Annotated in this window: 17 protein-coding genes; 11 read left to right on the top strand and 6 right to left on the bottom strand. The window is 73.9% G+C overall.

The window, feature by feature from the left end; translation table 11 throughout:
• Positions 1-53: 53 nt before the first annotated feature.
• The 4 genes from ABD160_RS32590 (at position 54) to ABD160_RS32575 (ending at position 3,692) form a co-directional block, all read left to right on the top strand.
• Complete coding sequence (locus tag ABD160_RS32590; RefSeq protein ID WP_344030387.1) at positions 54-833, top strand: FadR/GntR family transcriptional regulator; 780 nt, start codon at positions 54-56, stop codon at positions 831-833.
• Positions 834-1,027: 194 nt separating this feature from the next.
• Positions 1,028-2,257, top strand: a complete 1,230-nt coding sequence (locus ABD160_RS32585) for a dienelactone hydrolase family protein (protein WP_344030385.1) — start codon at positions 1,028-1,030, stop codon at positions 2,255-2,257.
• Positions 2,258-2,283: 26 nt separating this feature from the next.
• Positions 2,284-2,478: a ferredoxin gene (locus ABD160_RS32580; protein WP_344030382.1), complete on the top strand. Its 195-nt coding sequence runs from the start codon at positions 2,284-2,286 to the stop codon at positions 2,476-2,478.
• Entirely contained in the window at positions 2,475-3,692 is a 1,218-nt protein-coding gene (locus tag ABD160_RS32575) for an NAD(P)/FAD-dependent oxidoreductase (protein ID WP_344030380.1), read from the top strand. The genes ABD160_RS32580 and ABD160_RS32575 overlap by 4 nt, the downstream gene beginning before the upstream one ends.
• A 14-nt stretch (positions 3,693-3,706) precedes the next feature.
• Here ABD160_RS32575 and ABD160_RS32570 read toward each other — a convergent pair whose 3' ends face one another.
• From ABD160_RS32570 to ABD160_RS32545, 6 genes are all read right to left on the bottom strand, one after another.
• A complete protein-coding gene (locus ABD160_RS32570) occupies positions 3,707-4,531 on the bottom strand; it encodes an IclR family transcriptional regulator (RefSeq protein ID WP_344030378.1) in 825 nt (274 codons plus the stop codon).
• A gap of 23 nt (positions 4,532-4,554) precedes the next feature.
• The gene (locus tag ABD160_RS32565) at positions 4,555-5,382 is read right to left on the bottom strand and encodes a mycofactocin-coupled SDR family oxidoreductase (RefSeq protein WP_344030376.1); all 828 of its coding nucleotides are present in this window, start codon (positions 5,380-5,382) and stop codon (positions 4,555-4,557) included.
• Positions 5,383-5,463: 81 nt separating this feature from the next.
• Positions 5,464-6,177 (bottom strand): class II aldolase/adducin family protein, encoded by a 714-nt coding sequence (locus ABD160_RS32560; protein WP_344030374.1) that lies wholly within the window; start codon positions 6,175-6,177, stop codon positions 5,464-5,466.
• A 24-nt stretch (positions 6,178-6,201) separates the two neighbouring features.
• Positions 6,202-6,447 carry a hypothetical protein gene (locus ABD160_RS32555; protein WP_344030372.1) on the bottom strand — a complete coding sequence of 82 codons (246 nt, stop codon included), beginning with the start codon at positions 6,445-6,447 and terminating at the stop codon, positions 6,202-6,204.
• The gene (locus ABD160_RS32550) at positions 6,444-6,962 is read right to left on the bottom strand and encodes an aromatic-ring-hydroxylating dioxygenase subunit beta (RefSeq protein WP_344030462.1); all 519 of its coding nucleotides are present in this window, start codon (positions 6,960-6,962) and stop codon (positions 6,444-6,446) included. Before ABD160_RS32550 ends, ABD160_RS32555 begins: the two co-directional genes overlap by 4 nt.
• Before the next feature lie 11 nt (positions 6,963-6,973).
• Positions 6,974-8,341 (bottom strand): aromatic ring-hydroxylating oxygenase subunit alpha, encoded by a 1,368-nt coding sequence (locus ABD160_RS32545; RefSeq protein ID WP_344030370.1) that lies wholly within the window; start codon positions 8,339-8,341, stop codon positions 6,974-6,976.
• Between the two features lie 314 nt (positions 8,342-8,655).
• Here ABD160_RS32545 and ABD160_RS32540 point away from each other — a divergent pair, with 314 nt between their 5' ends.
• Genes ABD160_RS32540 through ABD160_RS32510 form a run of 7 tightly spaced genes read left to right on the top strand, consistent with a single transcriptional unit; the run spans position 8,656 to position 15,764 of the window.
• The gene (locus ABD160_RS32540; RefSeq protein WP_344030368.1) at positions 8,656-9,558 is read left to right on the top strand and encodes a VOC family protein; all 903 of its coding nucleotides are present in this window, start codon (positions 8,656-8,658) and stop codon (positions 9,556-9,558) included.
• Complete coding sequence (locus ABD160_RS32535) at positions 9,555-10,559, top strand: dihydrodipicolinate synthase family protein (RefSeq protein WP_344030365.1); 1,005 nt, start codon at positions 9,555-9,557, stop codon at positions 10,557-10,559. Before ABD160_RS32540 ends, ABD160_RS32535 begins: the two co-directional genes overlap by 4 nt.
• Positions 10,552-11,553, top strand: coding sequence for an ABC transporter substrate-binding protein (locus tag ABD160_RS32530; protein ID WP_344030364.1), 1,002 nt, complete (start codon positions 10,552-10,554; stop codon positions 11,551-11,553). Before ABD160_RS32535 ends, ABD160_RS32530 begins: the two co-directional genes overlap by 8 nt.
• Positions 11,550-12,761 carry a Gfo/Idh/MocA family protein gene (locus ABD160_RS32525; RefSeq protein ID WP_344030362.1) on the top strand — a complete coding sequence of 404 codons (1,212 nt, stop codon included), beginning with the start codon at positions 11,550-11,552 and terminating at the stop codon, positions 12,759-12,761. The genes ABD160_RS32530 and ABD160_RS32525 overlap by 4 nt, the downstream gene beginning before the upstream one ends.
• Positions 12,762-12,802: 41 nt before the next feature.
• Positions 12,803-14,335, top strand: coding sequence for an aldehyde dehydrogenase family protein (locus ABD160_RS32520; protein ID WP_344030360.1), 1,533 nt, complete (start codon positions 12,803-12,805; stop codon positions 14,333-14,335).
• Positions 14,336-14,338: 3 nt separating this feature from the next.
• Positions 14,339-14,635, top strand: coding sequence for a Dabb family protein (locus ABD160_RS32515; RefSeq protein WP_344030359.1), 297 nt, complete (start codon positions 14,339-14,341; stop codon positions 14,633-14,635).
• 52 nt (positions 14,636-14,687) lie between these two features.
• Complete coding sequence (locus tag ABD160_RS32510; RefSeq protein WP_344030357.1) at positions 14,688-15,764, top strand: ABC transporter substrate-binding protein; 1,077 nt, start codon at positions 14,688-14,690, stop codon at positions 15,762-15,764.
• Positions 15,765-15,766: the final 2 nt, after the last annotated feature.

Here is a 15,766-nt window from a genome sequence, read left to right as displayed (position 1 = left end):
TCGAAGGTCGGACCTCGTATCGTGGACGACCCGGGACCGGTCGGGAGGATGTCATGGCGGATCGTGCGGACGGCGGGCCCGCGTCGCTGCGCGCGGTGCACCGGATCCGGCCGGCCTACGAGCAGGTGGCCGACCAGATCCGGGCGCTGATCGTCGAGGGCGACCTGACGCCGGGGGACCGGTTGCCGAGCGAGGGCGAGGTCGCGTCGGCGTTCGGGGTCAGCCGCGGCACGGTGCGCGAGGCGATCCGGATCCTGACCGCGGCGAACCTGCTGTACTCGGTGCGCGGGGCGCACGGTGGCACCTTCGTGACCCGCACCGACCCGAGCGTGCTGCGCGACCACCTGGAGACCGGGCTCGGGATCCTCAGCGGCACCGACGCGATCAGCCTCGACGAGCTGCTGGACACCCGGATGCTGCTGGAGGTCCCGGCCGCGCGGCTGGCCGCGCAGCGCCGGACCGACGAGCAGCTCGTCGCGCTGCGGGAGGCGGTCGAGGCGGCGCCGCCGGACGCCGACGTCCGCTACCAGCACCACCGCCGGTTCCACACCGAGCTGCTGGAGGCGTCCGGGAACCGGCTGCTGCAGCTGGTCACCGCGCCGGTGTTCGGCGTCATCCGGTCCCGGTTCGTGATCCCGCCGTCGCGGCGCAAGATCTGGGGCGAGATCGAGGCCGACCACGAGGAGATCCTCGGCCTGGTCGAGGCCGGCGACGGGGACGGCGCCGCCGAGGCGATGCGCCGGCACCTGGTCCGGCTCAACGCCTTCTACCAGTCGATGGGACCGCGGCCGCAGGCCCCGGCCCGGCGCGGCCCGATCTTCCCGGTGCGCTGACCGGCCCCCGGTCCCGGACCGGGCCGGTGCCCTTCCGTCGGACGGCGGGGCCGTGTGCCGCCGAACGGCCCCGATCCGCCGACCGGCCGTGACAAAAGTCCGACCTTGACCGTCCCGTCGTTGACGGTGCCGCGGCGATGGTGCTTGACTCTGCGCATCACAGAGTTGTGTTCTGCACAGAGGAAGTGATTCCAGTGGGTGAACAGGTCGAGATCACGTCCGCGGACGGCGGGGTGTTCCGCGCCTACCTGGCGACCCCCGAGAGCGGCTCCGGCCCCGGCCTGGTGCTGCTGCAGGAGGCGTTCGGGGTCACCGCGTTCATGCGGGCCGACGCGGACCGCTACGCGGCCGAGGGCTACGTGGTCGCGGTGCCCGACCTCTACTGGCGCCTCGAACCCGGCGTCGAGCTGACCGACGCCGACTTCGAGCACGCCATGGGGCTCTACCAGCGGTTCGACATCGACCGCGCGGTCGAGGACGTCGGCGCCACCGTCGCCGCGCTGCGCGACCGGCCCGAGCACACCGGCGGCGTCGGCGTCGTCGGCTACTGCCTCGGCGGCCGGCTGGCCGTGCTCGCCGCCGCCCGGACCGGGGTGGACTGCGCGGTCGGCTACTACGGCGTCGGCATCGACGGCCACCTCGACGAGCTGGAGAAGGTGTCCGTCCCGCTGGCGCTGCACTACGGCAGCGAGGACAGCCACTGCGGGCACGAGGTGGACGCCGTCCGGGCGGTCGTCGACCGGCACGAGAACCTGTCGCTGCACGTCTACCAGGGCGCCGACCACGCGTTCGCGAACGACACCCGGCCCTACTTCGACGCGGCGGCCACCGAGCTCGCCTTCACCCGCACGCTGGCCGTCGTCCGCGGCACCCTCGGGCCGCACTACGACCTCGAGGCCGTGTGGGACCTGCACATGTACCACGAGTTCGTCACCAAGGACGCCGCCGCGGTGCTGGACACGATGGTCGACGATCCCTACGTCAACATCGCGCCCACCGTGATGGGCGGCGTCGGGCACGACATGCTGCTGCGCTTCTACAAGTACCACTTCGTCGACGTGCACCCCGACGACACCACGATGATCCCGGTGTCCCGCACGGTCGGGGTGAACCGGATCGTGCAGGAGCTGGTGCTGCGCTTCACCCACGACCGGGAGATCCCCTACCTGCTGCCCGGGATCGCGCCCACCGGCCGTCCGATGGAGGTCGCGATGGTCGCGATCGTCTCCTTCCGCGGCGACAGGATCTACAACGAGCACATCTACTTCGACCAGGCGTCGGTGCTCGTGCAGGCCGGCCTGATCGAACCGGACGGGCTCCCGGTGGCCGGTGCCGAGGTGGCCCGCAAGGTCCTCGACAAGAACGTCGAGCCGAACCGGCTGATGCCGGGCTGGGCGGCGAGCGCCTCGCTGCCGCTCCGCTGAACGAACCCGATTCCCGAGGAGGGACAGTGCCCGTCGTCCGTGCGGACCTCGACACCTGCCAGGGCTACGCGAACTGCGTGCTGGCCGCCGACGACGTCTTCGACGTCGACGACTCCGGGACCGTGATCCTGCTCCGCGCGCAGTTCCCGGACGCCGAGCGGCCGCGGATCGAGGCCGCCGCCCGCACCTGCCCGGTGGCCGCGCTGGTGGTGGAGGAATGACCCGGCACACCGTCGTCGTGGGGGCGTCGCTCGGCGGCCTGCGGACCGTGCAGGCGCTGCGGGCGGCCGGGTACGCCGGCCGGATCACCCTGGTCGGCGACGAACCGGAGCCGCCCTACGACCGCCCGCCGCTGTCCAAGGGCGTGCTCTCCGGCGACCGCGATCCGGCCGCGGTGGACCTCGCGACCCCCGCCGAGCTGGCGGCGCTGGACGTCACGCTGCTGCTCGGCCGGACCGCACAGCGGCTCGATCCGGCGGCCGCCGGGATCGTGCTCGACGGCGGCGAGCGGCTCGGGTTCGACGATCTCGTCGTCGCCACCGGCACCCGCGCCCGGCCCTCGCCGTGGGGGCTCCCGCCCGGCGCGCACCTGCTGCGCACCCGGGCGGACGCCGTCGCGCTGCGGGCCGACCTGGAACGGGGCGGCCGGCTGGTCGTCGTCGGCGCCGGGGTGATCGGCTGCGAGGTCGCGGCCACCGCCCGCGGGCTCGGGCTGGAGGTGACCCTGGTCGATCCGCTGGACGCGCCGATGGTGCGGGTGGTCGGTCCCGGCGTCGGCGCGCTGCTGGCCGAGCTGCACCGGGCGAACGGGGTGCGGACCCGGTTCGGCTCCCGGGTCGAGGAGCTCGACGGCGACCGCGGCGGGCTGCGCGTGCGGCTCTCCGGCGGAGAGGTGCTCGACGCCGACACCGTCGTCGTCGGGGTCGGCGCCGAACCGAACGACGGCTGGCTGGCCGGATCGGGCCTGGAGATCCGGGACGGCCTGGTCTGCGACGCGTCCGGCCGGGTGGCCGGCGGGACCGGCGTGCACGCGGTCGGCGACGTGGCGCGCTGGTGGCACCCGCGGCGCGGGGAGCACCTGCGGCTCGAGCACTGGACGAGCGCGGGCGAGCAGGCGGGCGTGGTGGCGCACTCGATCGTGCACCCGGACGATCCGCGCACGCTCAGCCCGGTCGAGTACGTGTGGAGCGACCAGTACGGGCGCACCGTGCAGGTCGCCGGGCGGGCCGAGGGCCTGCCCGCCGTGCTGCTGCGCGACGACGCGGAGCCCGGCCGGTTCACCGCGCTGTTCGGCGACCCGGACGGGCCGCTGACCGGGCTGGTCGCGGTCGGCCGGCCGCGCAGCACGATCGTCGGGCGCCGGGGCATCGCGGCCGGGGCGTCGCTGCGGGAGACCGTGCACGCGCTCCGCCCGCGCACCCGCGCAGCGGGCTGACCCGGGCGGCGCGGTCAGTCGGTGGGCGCCGCCGGGAGCAGCTCGGCGGCCTCGTCGACGACCGCCCGCACGGTCGCGCCGATCATCCGCTGCTTGGCCACCGACATCCGGTTGATCGGGGCCGCGACGTTCACCGCGAGCCGGGCCGGCGCCACCCGCGGCGGGAACGCGACCGCGACGGTCGCGACCTCCAGCTCGCTCTCCTGCCGGTTGATCGCGTACCCGCGCCTGCGGACGGTCTCGATCTGGGCCTCCAGCTCGCTGCGCAGCCGCACGCTGTGCTCGGTGAGGCCCTCCAGCTCGCCGTTCGGGTAGAGGGACAGCCGCTCGGCGGGCGTCATCTGGGCGAGCAGTGCCTTGCCCATCGACGTCGAGCTGGCCGGCAGCGACATCCCGAGCCGGGAGGTCACCCGCACCACCCGCGGGCTCTCGATCGCGTCGATGAAGCGGACCATCGAGCCGTCGAGCATGCCCAGGTGCACGGTCTCGCCGAACTCGGTGTGCAGCCGTTCCAGGAACGGGCGCAGCGTGGTCCGGAAGTCGAAGCGCTGCAGGATCGCGAAGGCGACGCCGGTGAGCGCGGTGCCCGGGCCGTAGAGCTTGGTGCGCTCGTTCTGCCGGACGAAGCCGCGGTACTGCAGCATCGCCAGCACCCGGTGCGCCGTCGACGACGCCACCCCGAGGTACTCGCTGACGTCGGTGAGCCGCAGCTCCGAGCGCTCGCCCAGCAGCAGCAGGACCTTGAGCGCGTTGTCGACGGACTCGATCGGGTACTGCGGGACCCGCGACGGGCCCGCGGGTCCCGCCGCGGGCTCCGTCGCGGAGGACTTCTTCTTCACAGCGGAGAGGGTAGTGCGGACGGTCAGAGCCCGGACCCCGCGTCGATCAGCTGGGTCGTCCCGGTGATGTAGCGGCCGCTGTCGGCGACCAGGTGCAGCACCACCTCGGTCACGTCCGCCGGGTCGATCACCGCCACCGGCAGCCGGTTGAGCTGCCTGGCGGCGTCCTCGAAGTCGTCCCGGGTCGGCGCGTCGAGGTCCGGCCGGAACAGCCGGTAGACGGCGTCGTTGAGCACCATCGGCGTCGCGACCGTCGTCGGGTTGACGGTGTTGACCCGGATCCGGTGCCCGGCCAGCTCCTTGGCCATCACCTTCGTCAGCATCACCAGCCCGGCCTTGGTGGCCGCGTAGTGCGCGGTGTGCTCGAACGCCTGCATCGCCAGCGTCGAGCTGGTGACCACGACGGCGCCGCCGCGGCCGCCGGCGACGATGTGCGGCACCGCGGCCTTCAGCGTCCGCCAGCTGCCGGTGAGGTTGACGTCCACCATGTCCTGCCACGCCTCGTCGTCGATCTCCAGCGCGGGCCCGAACCCGACGATGCCGGCGTTGGCGACCACGATGTCCAGCCGTCCGAACTCGGCGATCCCGGCGTCGACCGCGGCGCGCAGCGCGGCCGGGTCGCGGACGTCGGCCTCCCGGGCCACGATCCGCCGCCCGGTGGCCTCGACCAGCCGGACGGTCTCGGCGAGATCCTCGGCGGTCGAGAGCGGGTAGGGCACGCTCCCGATCGTCGTGGTGGTGTCGGTCGCGATGATGTCCGCGCCCTCCTGGGCGAGCCGGACCGCGTGACTGCGGCCCTGCCCGCGGGCCGCTCCGGTGATGAAGGCGACCTTGCCCTCGACCCGTCCCATGGCTGCTCCCGTTCTCCTGTGATGACGACGCCGGGCGACCGTAGGCCGGTGCGCCGGCGGGTTCGGTGTCCTGCGTTCCGCTCAGCCGACCGGTGCGGCCGGGACGTGCCGGTCCAGCCGCCGGACCAGGTACTGCCACAGCTGGTCCAGCGCGGCCGGGTGGTAGATCCGCTCCCGCTTGGCCAGCGACTCCTCGGTCTGCGACCAGGTCGGCAGGCCGCCGTAGCCGACGGTCAGCAGCTGCTGGCGGGCGGCGTCCTCCAGCAGCAGGGCGGCGATCGTCGCGGTCGGCAGGTCCGGCCCGACGGTGACGATCCCGTGGTTGACCAGGAACACCGCCTGGGTGTCGGCGATCGTGGCGGCGACCGACCGGCCGAGCTCGGCGGTGACGATCAGGTCCGCGGTGTCGGTGAACCGGGGCACCGACGGCGGGGTGAAGTAGTTCGCGGCGTGGCTGACCGGGCGCAGCTCCTGCCCGGCCGCGGCCAGTGCGACGGCGTGCGGCGAGTGGGTGTGCACGACGCCGCCGACGTCCGGCCGGGCGGCCATGATCTCGGTGTGGATCGGGTACTCGACGTGCCGCCGGCCGGGGCCGTGCAGGATGCCGCCGTCCCAGTCGAGCAGCTGCACGATGTCCGGGGTGATTTCCTCCAGGCCGTAGCCGCTGGGCTTGATCCACACCCCGCGGCCGTCCGGGTCGCGGGCCGACGAGTGGCCCCAGATGTAGTCGCCGTGCCCGGCGTCGCCCAGTACCCGCGACGACAGCGCCACGGTCTCGGTGACGGGTTCGGTCATGTCTCCTCCGTACGGTGCGGGCGGTCAGTGCTCCTCGGGCCCCAGCGGTTGTTCGAGGAAGGTCGAGAAGAGATCGGGGGACTGCCAGGTCAGGCTCTCCAGCACGACCGGATCGAGCAGGATCCGCTCGCCGAGCTTGAGCGAGTAGACCTCCAGCCGGACGCCGGTCGGGGTGTCGACGATGCGCAGCCGGACCGAGGCGAACTCGTTGCCGATCTCGGCGCCGCCGCGCCAGTCCACGGCGACCGTCCGCTCGCCGTCGCCGCTCACAGGAAGATCGACAATGCGTGCAGGCCCAGGACGGTGCTGTCCAGGCGGACGAGCCGGTCGGCGAGCCGCAGCTCGCCGTCGACCAGGCGGAGCGTGTCGATCCGCTTGCCGGTGAGCACCACCGGCGCCGGATCGCCGCCGTGGTAGCAGAAGACCGCGATGTTGGTGAGCGCGCCGGTCTCCGAGCCGGTGTCGCCGGACGCCGGCTCGCGGCGGCGGATGTTGGTGACCAGCCGCCGGGTGCGGGTCGGCGGCCGCTCGGCCCAGGCGAACTCGGAGTCCAGCCTGCGCACCCGGGTGCGCAGCGTGCCGATGTTCTCCCACAGGAAGTTCGCCCGGTCGGTGAAGTCGGAGTCGTGCGCGGTGATCCCGCGCTCGCGCACCGCGCGCACCGGGATCCGGTACTGCACGTCGGCGGTGAGCAGCGCCAGCCACTCGTGCAGCTCGTTGTCGTCGAGGTGCGCCGCCTCCCGGTGGTAGAAGTCGGCGAGCGCGGCGTCGTCGATGGAGTTCATGTCCACGCCGGTCACTCCCCGTCCGCCGGGCCGGCGGTCATCTGCTCGTACCAGCGCCGGTGGAAGGTCCGCAGACCGCTCTCCCCGGAGTTCGACGGCCACGCCACCCCCGGCCCCGGCCAGTCCTCGATCGGCTCGGCGTCGCCCATGCCGGGCATGCCCATCTGGTAGTTGAACCGGATGCCCTGCAGCTCGGCCGCGACACTGCCGCCGGTGCGGGCCACCCCGCTCCAGACGATCGCGTCGTCCTGCTCGAACGCGCCGGACGGGCTGAAGCTGGCCATCCCGGCCCGGTACATCCGCTCCTTGAACTCCGGCGACGCCTCGCGCGGCGCGAGCAGCCAGCTCCACACCTCCATCCGGCCCGGCCCGCGCGGCTGCCAGGTGCGGATGCTCACGAACGGCGTCGGCGGCAGCTCGATGTCCTCGCGCGCGGAGAACTGGATGAACGACAGGTTCGGGAACACCGTGCCGTCGTGCACCACGCCGCGCCGCACCAGGTCGAGCTGCGGCTCGCTGAGCCCGCCCTCCTCGATCAGGACCTGGAGCTCCTTCGGGTAGTCGAACCAGCGCTCCTCGCCGGGCGCGAGCACCCGCATGCTGATCGCGTGGCCGTCGCACTCGTTGACGTGCAGGCCGTGCGCCTTGCCGGTCTTGCCGGCGCCGGCCTGGTCGGCGATGCCGACCTCCAGCAGCGAGCGGTGCGTCATCTGGGTGTGCGAGCTGTCGCCGGTGAAGTTCTCCGCGCCGGACTTCCAGTCCGCGTCGATCAGCCAGCGGTGCGGCTCGCCGAGCACCTCCATCCCGCCCTCGGTGAGCGCGACGCTCATCTCCAGGTACCAGCGGAACTTGCCGAGGTAGTCGTGCAGCGGCGGGGCGGCCGGATCGAGGGTGGCGAACACCAGCCCGTGGAAGGAGTCCACCTGCGCGGCGGGCAGCAGGCCCCACTGCGACATGTCGAGCGCGCGGTAGCCGTTCTGCCGGGCCGGGACGCCGATCAGCGTGCCGTCGTTCTTGTAGGTCCACGCGTGGTACGGGCACCGGAAGTGCGAGGTGTTGCCCGAGTCCACCCGGCACACCACGCTGCCGCGGTGCCGGCAGCTGTTGAGCAGCACCCGGATCGTCCCGTTCTCGTCGCGGACGAAGACGAACGGGTCCTCGCCGATCCGGCGCACGTGGTAGTCGCCGGGATCGGGCAGCTCCGACTCGTGTCCGATGTAGATCCAGCAGCGGCCGAAGATCCGGCGCAGCTCGCGCTGGTGGACCGACTCGTCGTTGAACACCTCGGCCGGGACCAGGCCGCGGTCGAGGTCCTCGCCCATCCGCTCCAGCAGCACGTCGACCCGCGGCCGGTCCGTCGAGCGCACGTCCGCGCCCATGCGGCCACCTCCTTCTCGTCCGTGGTCGCCCGCCGGTCGCGGGCGCGTTCGGGATGTCTTGACAGTAGAAGTCCTTTCTTTAGAGCGCAATGATGGCGAGGTCGGTCCGGCTCCCGCGCCGCTCAGCGGGCCGGGGGTGACCGGCGTCACTCGCAGTGCCGGGTCCGTACCGCACGCGGCGAAAAGTTGGACCTTTACCCGCGGATCCGGGTGTTGGACTGTTGCGCAGAACTCGGTTCCGGATGTAAGAAAAGCGGCGACGGATCGGGCCGCCGGGCCGTCACCCCGACCGAAGAACTGTGGAGGTGCAGACGATGGGGGACCCCCAGGTCGCCGTGACCGGTCTCGACCACATCGCACTCGCCGTACCGGACCTGGCCGCCGCGCTCGGCTTCTACACCGACGCCTGGGGGCTGGCGCCGGTCGCCGAGGCCGACGGCGAGCACCACCTGGCGGGCCGGGAGTCCCGGCACGCCGATCTCGTCCTGGTGCCGGGGGCCGAGGCCGGCCTGGACCATCTCGCGCTGGGGGTGGCCTCGACCGAGGTGCTGGACCGCCTCGCCGAGCGGCTGACGGCGGCCGGCCACGCCGCGACGCCGGTGCCCGCCGCCGAGCTGCGGCCGGGCCAGACCGCGGCGGTGTCCGTGCCGGACCCGGACGGCAACCGGGTGGAGCTGGTCGTCGGGCCGCGGGACACCGGCCCGCGCACGGCGGGCGACCGCCCGGCGCCGCTGCGGCTCGGGCACGTGGTGCTCGGGACGCCGGACCAGGCGGCGATGGACGCGTTCTACCGGATCCTCGGGTTCCGGGTGACCGACCGCAACGCCACCGGCATGTGGTTCCTGCGCTGCAACGCCGACCACCACAGCCTGGCCCTGGTGCCCGCGGAGCGGCCCTGGCTGCAGCACATGGCCTACGACGTCGGCACCGTCGACGAGGTGATGCGCGGCCTGGGCCTGCTGCGCGAGCACGGCGTCACCCCGGTCTGGGGGCCGGGCCGGCACGGGCCGGGCAGCAACGTGTTCACCTACTACCGCGATCCGGCCGGCTTCTTCGTCGAGTACTACGGCGACCTCGACAAGTTCGACGACTTCGATCCGGCCGCCGAGGTGCCGGTCGTCGAGTGGGGCCCGGAGCACAAGGGCGACGTGTGGGGCATCGCGGGCCGGCCACCGGCCGCGTTCATCGGCGGCCCGGACGCCGGGAGCACCTCGTGAGCGGCACCGACCGCTACGCCGGTCTGCACGCCATCATCCCGACCCCGGCCCTGCCCGGCGCCGAGCGCTGGGATGCCACCGGCACCGTCGACACCGAGGAGACCGCCCGCCTGGTCGACACCCTGATCCGGGACGGCGCCGCCGGGATCATCGCGCTCGGCACCACCGGCGAGTGCGCCACGCTGAGCCCGGACGACTACGACACCGTCGTCGGCTGCGTGGTCGACGCGGCCGCCGGCCGGGTCCCGACCACCGTCGGGGTCACCGCGCTCGGCACCCACGAGGTGGTCCGGCGGCTGCGGCTGGTCGCCGACCGGGGCGCCACCGGCACCCTGCTCGGCCTCCCGATGTGGCAGCCGCTGACCACCGGCATGGCACTGGGCTACGTCGCCGACGCCGCGGCCGCCGCCCCCGGGCTGGACATCATGGTCTACGCCAACACCCGCGCGTTCCGGTACCCGTTCCCGGTCGAGTTCTGGGCCGCGCTGGCCCGCGACGTGCCGCAGGTGGTCTCCGCGAAGGTCTCGCGGGCGCCCGACCTGCCCGAGCTGATCGACGCGACGTCGGGCCGGATCCGGTTCCTGCCCAACGAGATGAAGGTGCACGAGTTCCACGCGATGTCCCCGGACACGACGACCGGGTGCTGGGCCACCGCCGCCGCGATGGGCCCCGAGCCCGCGCAGGCCGTGCTCGACGCGATCGGCTCCGGCGATCCGGCGGCGATCGAGCGGGCCGCCGCCGACATCGCCTGGGCCTGCGAGCCGATCGCGCACCTGCTCGCCGACCAGGAGTTCTTCGCCTCGCACAACATCCAGGTGGAGAAGGTCCGCATCGCCGAGGCCGGCTACTGCCGGCCCGGCCCGATCCGCCCGCCCTACGACGAGATCGACGCCGGCGCCGCCGCCGCCTCCCGCGAGTGCGGCCGCCGCTGGCGCGCGCTGCGCGAGCGGGTCGCGCCGGCCGCGGCGGCCGCCGCGGCCGGCGGGGCGTCCGGTGGGTGAGCGCCGCGGCCTGACGCTGGCCTGCGCCGGGCACCTCTCGGACCGGGTACTCGACCTGTGGACCGGCGCCGTGCGGCCGGCCGGGATCGACCTGCACTACCTGCCGATGTCGCCGCGCGAGGGCTTCCGGCGGCTGCTGCGCGGCGAGTTCCCGGCCGGGGAGATGTCGCTGTCCACCTACGCCACCTCGGTCGCCCTGGACCGCGCCCGGTTCGTCGCGATCCCGGCGTTCCCGTCGCGCACCTTCCGGCACAGCGCCGTCTACCTGCGCACCGACGCCGGCATCGACGGACCGGCCGATCTGGCCGGGCGCCGGATCGGCGTCCCCGAGTACCAGATGACCGCCGCGGTCTGGGTGCGCGGCATGCTGCAACACGACCACGGCGTCCGCCCGTCCGACGTCGAGTGGGTCACCGGCGGCCTGCGCGATCCCGGCCGGCCCGCGCTGGAGCAGGTCGAGGTGCGCGGCGTGAAGGTCGTGCACGAGGACCGGCGCTCGCTCGACGAGCTGCTGCTGGCCGGCGAGATCGACGCGATCGTCGCCCCGCAGGCGCCGCCGTCGTTCACCGCCGGATCGCCGCGGGTGCGCAGGCTGTTCGCCGACCACCGAGCCGCCGAGACCGACTACCACCGGCGCACCGGGCTGTTCCCGATCATGCACACGGTGGTGCTCGACCGCGCGCTGCACGAGGCGCAGCCCTGGGTCGCGGCGAGCCTCTACGAGGCGTTCGACCGGGCCCGCCGCAACGCGCTCGACCGGCTCGCCGAGTACGAGCCGCTACCGGTCTCGCTGCCCTGGGTCGGCGCCGAGCTCGCCCGCACCGTCGAGGTGATGGGCGCCGACTTCTGGCCCTACGGGCTGGAACCCAACGAGCCGGTGCTCGACGCGCTGTGCGGGTACCTCGTCGAGCAGGGGCTGTGCGAGCGCAGGCTGCGGCCGCGCGAGCTGTTCGCGCCGTCCACGCTCGACCTGGCCGGGACGAGGGCGCTGTGAGCCGCCCGCTGCGGCTCGGGATCGTCGGCCTCGGCGGCGCGACGATGTCGATGCTGCCCAGCCTGCTCGCCGATCCGCGGGTGCGGATCGCCGGTGTCGCCGACGTCGATCCGACCGGTCGCGACCGGTTCGCCGCCGACCTGGGCGTACCCGCCCACGACCGGGCCGAGGACCTGGCCGCCGATCCCGGGGTGGACGCGGTCTACCTCGCCACCCCGCACGCGCTGCACGCCGGGCAGGCGATCGCCGCGCTGCGCCTGGGCACGCACGTGCTCGTCGAGAAGCCGCTCGCGCTCACCGTCGAGGACTGCCTGGCGGTGCACGAGGCGAGCCGGGCGAGCGGCGCGCAGGTGGTCGTCGGGCACACGCACGCCTACGACCGGCCGGTGCGGGCGATCCGCGAGATCATCGCCTCCGGCCGGCTCGGCCGGGTCGCGATGATCAACAGCTGGTACTACGGCAGCTTCCTGTACCGGCCGCGCCGCCCCGAGGAGCTCGACACCGCGCGCGGCGGCGGGATCCTGTTCAACCAGGTCCCGCACCAGGTCGACCTGGTCCGGCTGCTCGGCGGCGGCCTGGTCCGCTCGGTCCGCTCGGCGACCTTCGTGCTCGATCCGCAACGCCCCACCGAGGGCGGCCACTCCACCTTCCTGCAGTTCGACGACGGCGCCGCGGCCAGCCTGGTCTACAGCGGCTACGACCGGTTCGACACCGACGAGTGGCACGGCTGGATCGACGAGAACGGCCGGGACCGCACCCCGGAGCACGGCGCCGCGCGGCGCGCGCTGCGGGCCGCCGGCGGCCCGGACGCCGAGCTCGGCCTCAAGGCCGCCCGCGGCTACCGCGGCCTGCCGCAGCCGCCCGCCGACCGCTCCGGGCTGCACCAGCCGCACTTCGGGGTGCTGCTGGTCAGCTGCGAGGGCGGCGACCTGCGGGCCGGGCCGGACGGTGTCGTGGTCTACGACGACCGGGGCGCCCGGACGATCCCGATCCCGTGCGACGGCCCGTTCCCGGACAAGAGCCCGGTGCTCGACGACCTGTACCGGGCCGTGGTGCTCGGCGAGCCGCCGGTGCACGACGCGGCCTGGGGCGCCGCGACCGTCGAGGTGTGCCGCGCGGTGGCGACCTCGGCCCGGGAGCGCCGCGAGGTGCTGCTCGAGCACCAGGTTCCCGTCGATCCCGCGCAGCGCGCCGCGCTCACCGCGTGAGCACCCGACCGTCCCCCACCAGCCCGAAGGAGCCGCACCCGATGTCAGCCACGGCAGCGACCACCGAGTCGACGCCCTACCAGAGTGCCTACGCGGCCCGCCGCGCCGAGATCGACGCGCTGGCCGCCCGCGAGTGGGGCGTCGTCGTCGACGGCACCTCCCGCCCGGCCGCCGACGGGCGGACCTTCGGCACCGTCGATCCGGCCACCGACCGGCCGCTGGCACAGGTCGCCGACGGCGGCGCCGCCGACGTGGACGCCGCGGTGCGCGCGGGGGAGCGCGGCTTCGAGGTCTGGCGGCGGTACTCGCCGCAGGGCCGGGCCGCCGCGGTCCGCGAGCTCGCCGCCGCGCTGCGCGAGCACGGCGAGGAGCTCGCCCTGCTCGACGCGCTGGACGGTGGCAGCCCGATCGCCTCGATGCGCGGCGACGCCCGCTGGGCCGCCGACCACCTGGAGATGTTCGCCGACTGGGCGCTGCTGCTCACCGGCCGGACCTACCCGGCGACCGGGCGCGGCCTGCACTACTCGCGGATCGAGCCCTACGGCGTGGTCGGGCGGATCATCCCGTTCAACCATCCGCTGTTCTTCGCCGCCGGCAAGCTCGGCGCGCCGCTGATGGCCGGCAACGCGGTCGTCGTCAAGCCGCCGCCGCAGGCGCCGCTGTCCGCGATCCGGATGGCCGAGATCGCCGCCGGGGTGCTCCCGGACGGCCTGGTGACCGTGGTGCCGGGTGCCGGGCCGGAGACCGGGGCGGCGATCTCGGCGCATCCGGGCATCCCGCGGATCGCGTTCATCGGCAGCGAGCGGACCGGCCGGGCGATCCAGCGGGCGTCCGCGGACGCCGCGGTCAAGCACGTGACGCTGGAGCTCGGCGGGAAGAACGCGATGGTCGTGCTGGACGACGCCGACCTGGCCGCGGCCGCCGCGGGTGCGGTGTCCGGGATGAACTTCACCGCCAGCCAGGGCGAGTCGTGCGGGTCGAACTCGCGGCTCGTCGTGCACCGCTCGGTCGCCGACGACCTGGTCGCCCGGGTGGTGGAGCTGGTGCGGGCGATCCGGGTCGGCGTGCCGATCGCCGAGGACACCCAGATGGGCGCGCTGGTCAGCCGGGAGCACCTGGACCGGGTCCGGTCCTACGTGGACGCCGGGCTGGCCGAGGGTGCGGTGCCGGTGACCGGCGGCGACCGGCCGGCGCACCTGCCGCACGGCGCGTTCCTCGAACCGACCGTGTTCACCGGGGTCACCCCGGGGATGCGGATCGCCCAGGAGGAGATCTTCGGGCCGGTCCTGTCGGTGATCACCGTCGACGACGACGACGAGGCCCTGCGGGTCGCCAACGACGTGCGGTACGGCCTGACCGCGAGCGTCTGGACCGAGAACCTGCGCCGGGCACAGCGCTTCGCCGACGGGTTCGAGGCCGGCTACGTCTGGGTCAACGACTCCGCCCGGCACTTCCCGGGCCTGCCGTTCGGCGGCTGGAAGGCCTCCGGCGTCGGCCAGGAGGAGAGCCTGGAGGAGCTGCTCGGCTTCACCCGGACCAAGGTCGTCAACGTCCGCACCGACCGGGAGGCGTGAGCGGTGCTGAACCACGTCATCTGCATCCGCTGGGTCGAGGGCGCCAGCGAGGCGGCCAAGCAGTCCGTGATGGACGGCCTGCTCGGCCTGCGCGAGCACATCGACACCATCCGCTCCATGCGGATGGGGCCCGACCTGGGCATCCGGGTCGACAACTTCGACTTCGCCTCGCTGATCGAGTTCGACGACGTCGAGGGCTACCTGACCTTCCGCGACCATCCGGCGCACCAGCAGGTGGTGCGCGAGTTCATCCAGCCGGCGATGGCGGAGCGGGCCGGGGTGGTCTTCACCTCGCCCTGATCCCCCGGTCCGGCTCGACCCGTTCCGAACAGCGTGTCCGAGAGGGAGAACCATGACACCGATCCGCTCGACGACGAGTGCGGTCCGTCGGCCCACACCACCCGGCCACCGGCTGCGGCGGGGCGGCTGGGCGGTCGCCTGCGTGCTGGCCACCGCTCTGCTCGCCGCCTGCTCCGGCGGCGCCGCGGGCGACGCCGGGGCCCCGCTCCGGCTCTCCCTGAGCCACAAGGTCGTCTACGACGTCGCGGTACCCGACGCGGTCGCCCGCGCCGAGAACCTCTACGCCGCCGCCGGGGCGAACGTCGCCCCCGAACCGATCTACCCGTCCAGCTCCGGCGACGCGATCCAGGCGCTGGTGTCGGGCAGCAGCGACATCGCGGTCGGCGTCTCGCTGCCCGCGGTCTACTCCGCGATCCAGCAGGGCGCCGACATCGCGATCGTCAGCGCCGAGTTCCAGGGCTACGGCGACATCGCCTACTACGTGCCCGCCGGGTCGCCGCTGCAGACCCTCGACGACGTCGGTGGCCGCTCCGTCTCCACCAGCGGCCCCGGCTCCTCCACCGACCTGGTCGGCCGCGAGCTGGGCCGGCAGCTGGAGGCCGCCGGCCGGCCGGCGCCCGAGCTGGCCGCGCTGGGCAACCCGTCCGACGTGTTCACCGCGGTGCGCACCGGCCAGGTCGACGTCGGCTGGACGACGCCGCCGTTCTTCCTGGACTCGGTGCAGGACGGCACGCTGCGCCAGATCGGCACCGGCAACGACGTCGAGGAGCTGTCCGGCATCACCTCCCGGGTGAACATCACCCGCACCGAGCTCGTCGAGCAGCGGTTGCCCGACCTGCAGGCGTTCTTCCGCGCCTACGCCGACGCGATCGCCTTCACCGAGACCGACCCGCAGCGGACCCTGGAGATCTGGAAGGAGGTCTCCGAGCTCGACGCGACGCCCGAGGTGCTCGCCGAGGCGCAGAAGGTGTACCCGGCGGCCGACCTGGACCCGCGCCGCCTCGAGGGGCTGGACGTGTCGCTGCGGGTCGCGCACGAGCTCGGGTTCATCAGCGAACCGCTGTCGGAGGAGGAGCTCGCCCCGCACCTCGCCGTCGACGCCGTCTTCGGCACCGCCGATCGGGGCTGACC

Origin of the sequence: Pseudonocardia kongjuensis (genome assembly GCF_039526905.1) — a bacterium.
In the GTDB taxonomy this organism is placed as follows: domain Bacteria; phylum Actinomycetota; class Actinomycetes; order Mycobacteriales; family Pseudonocardiaceae; genus Pseudonocardia; species Pseudonocardia kongjuensis.
Note: the sequence above shows the minus strand (reverse complement) of the source record. Positions and strands in the feature narration are given on the sequence as shown.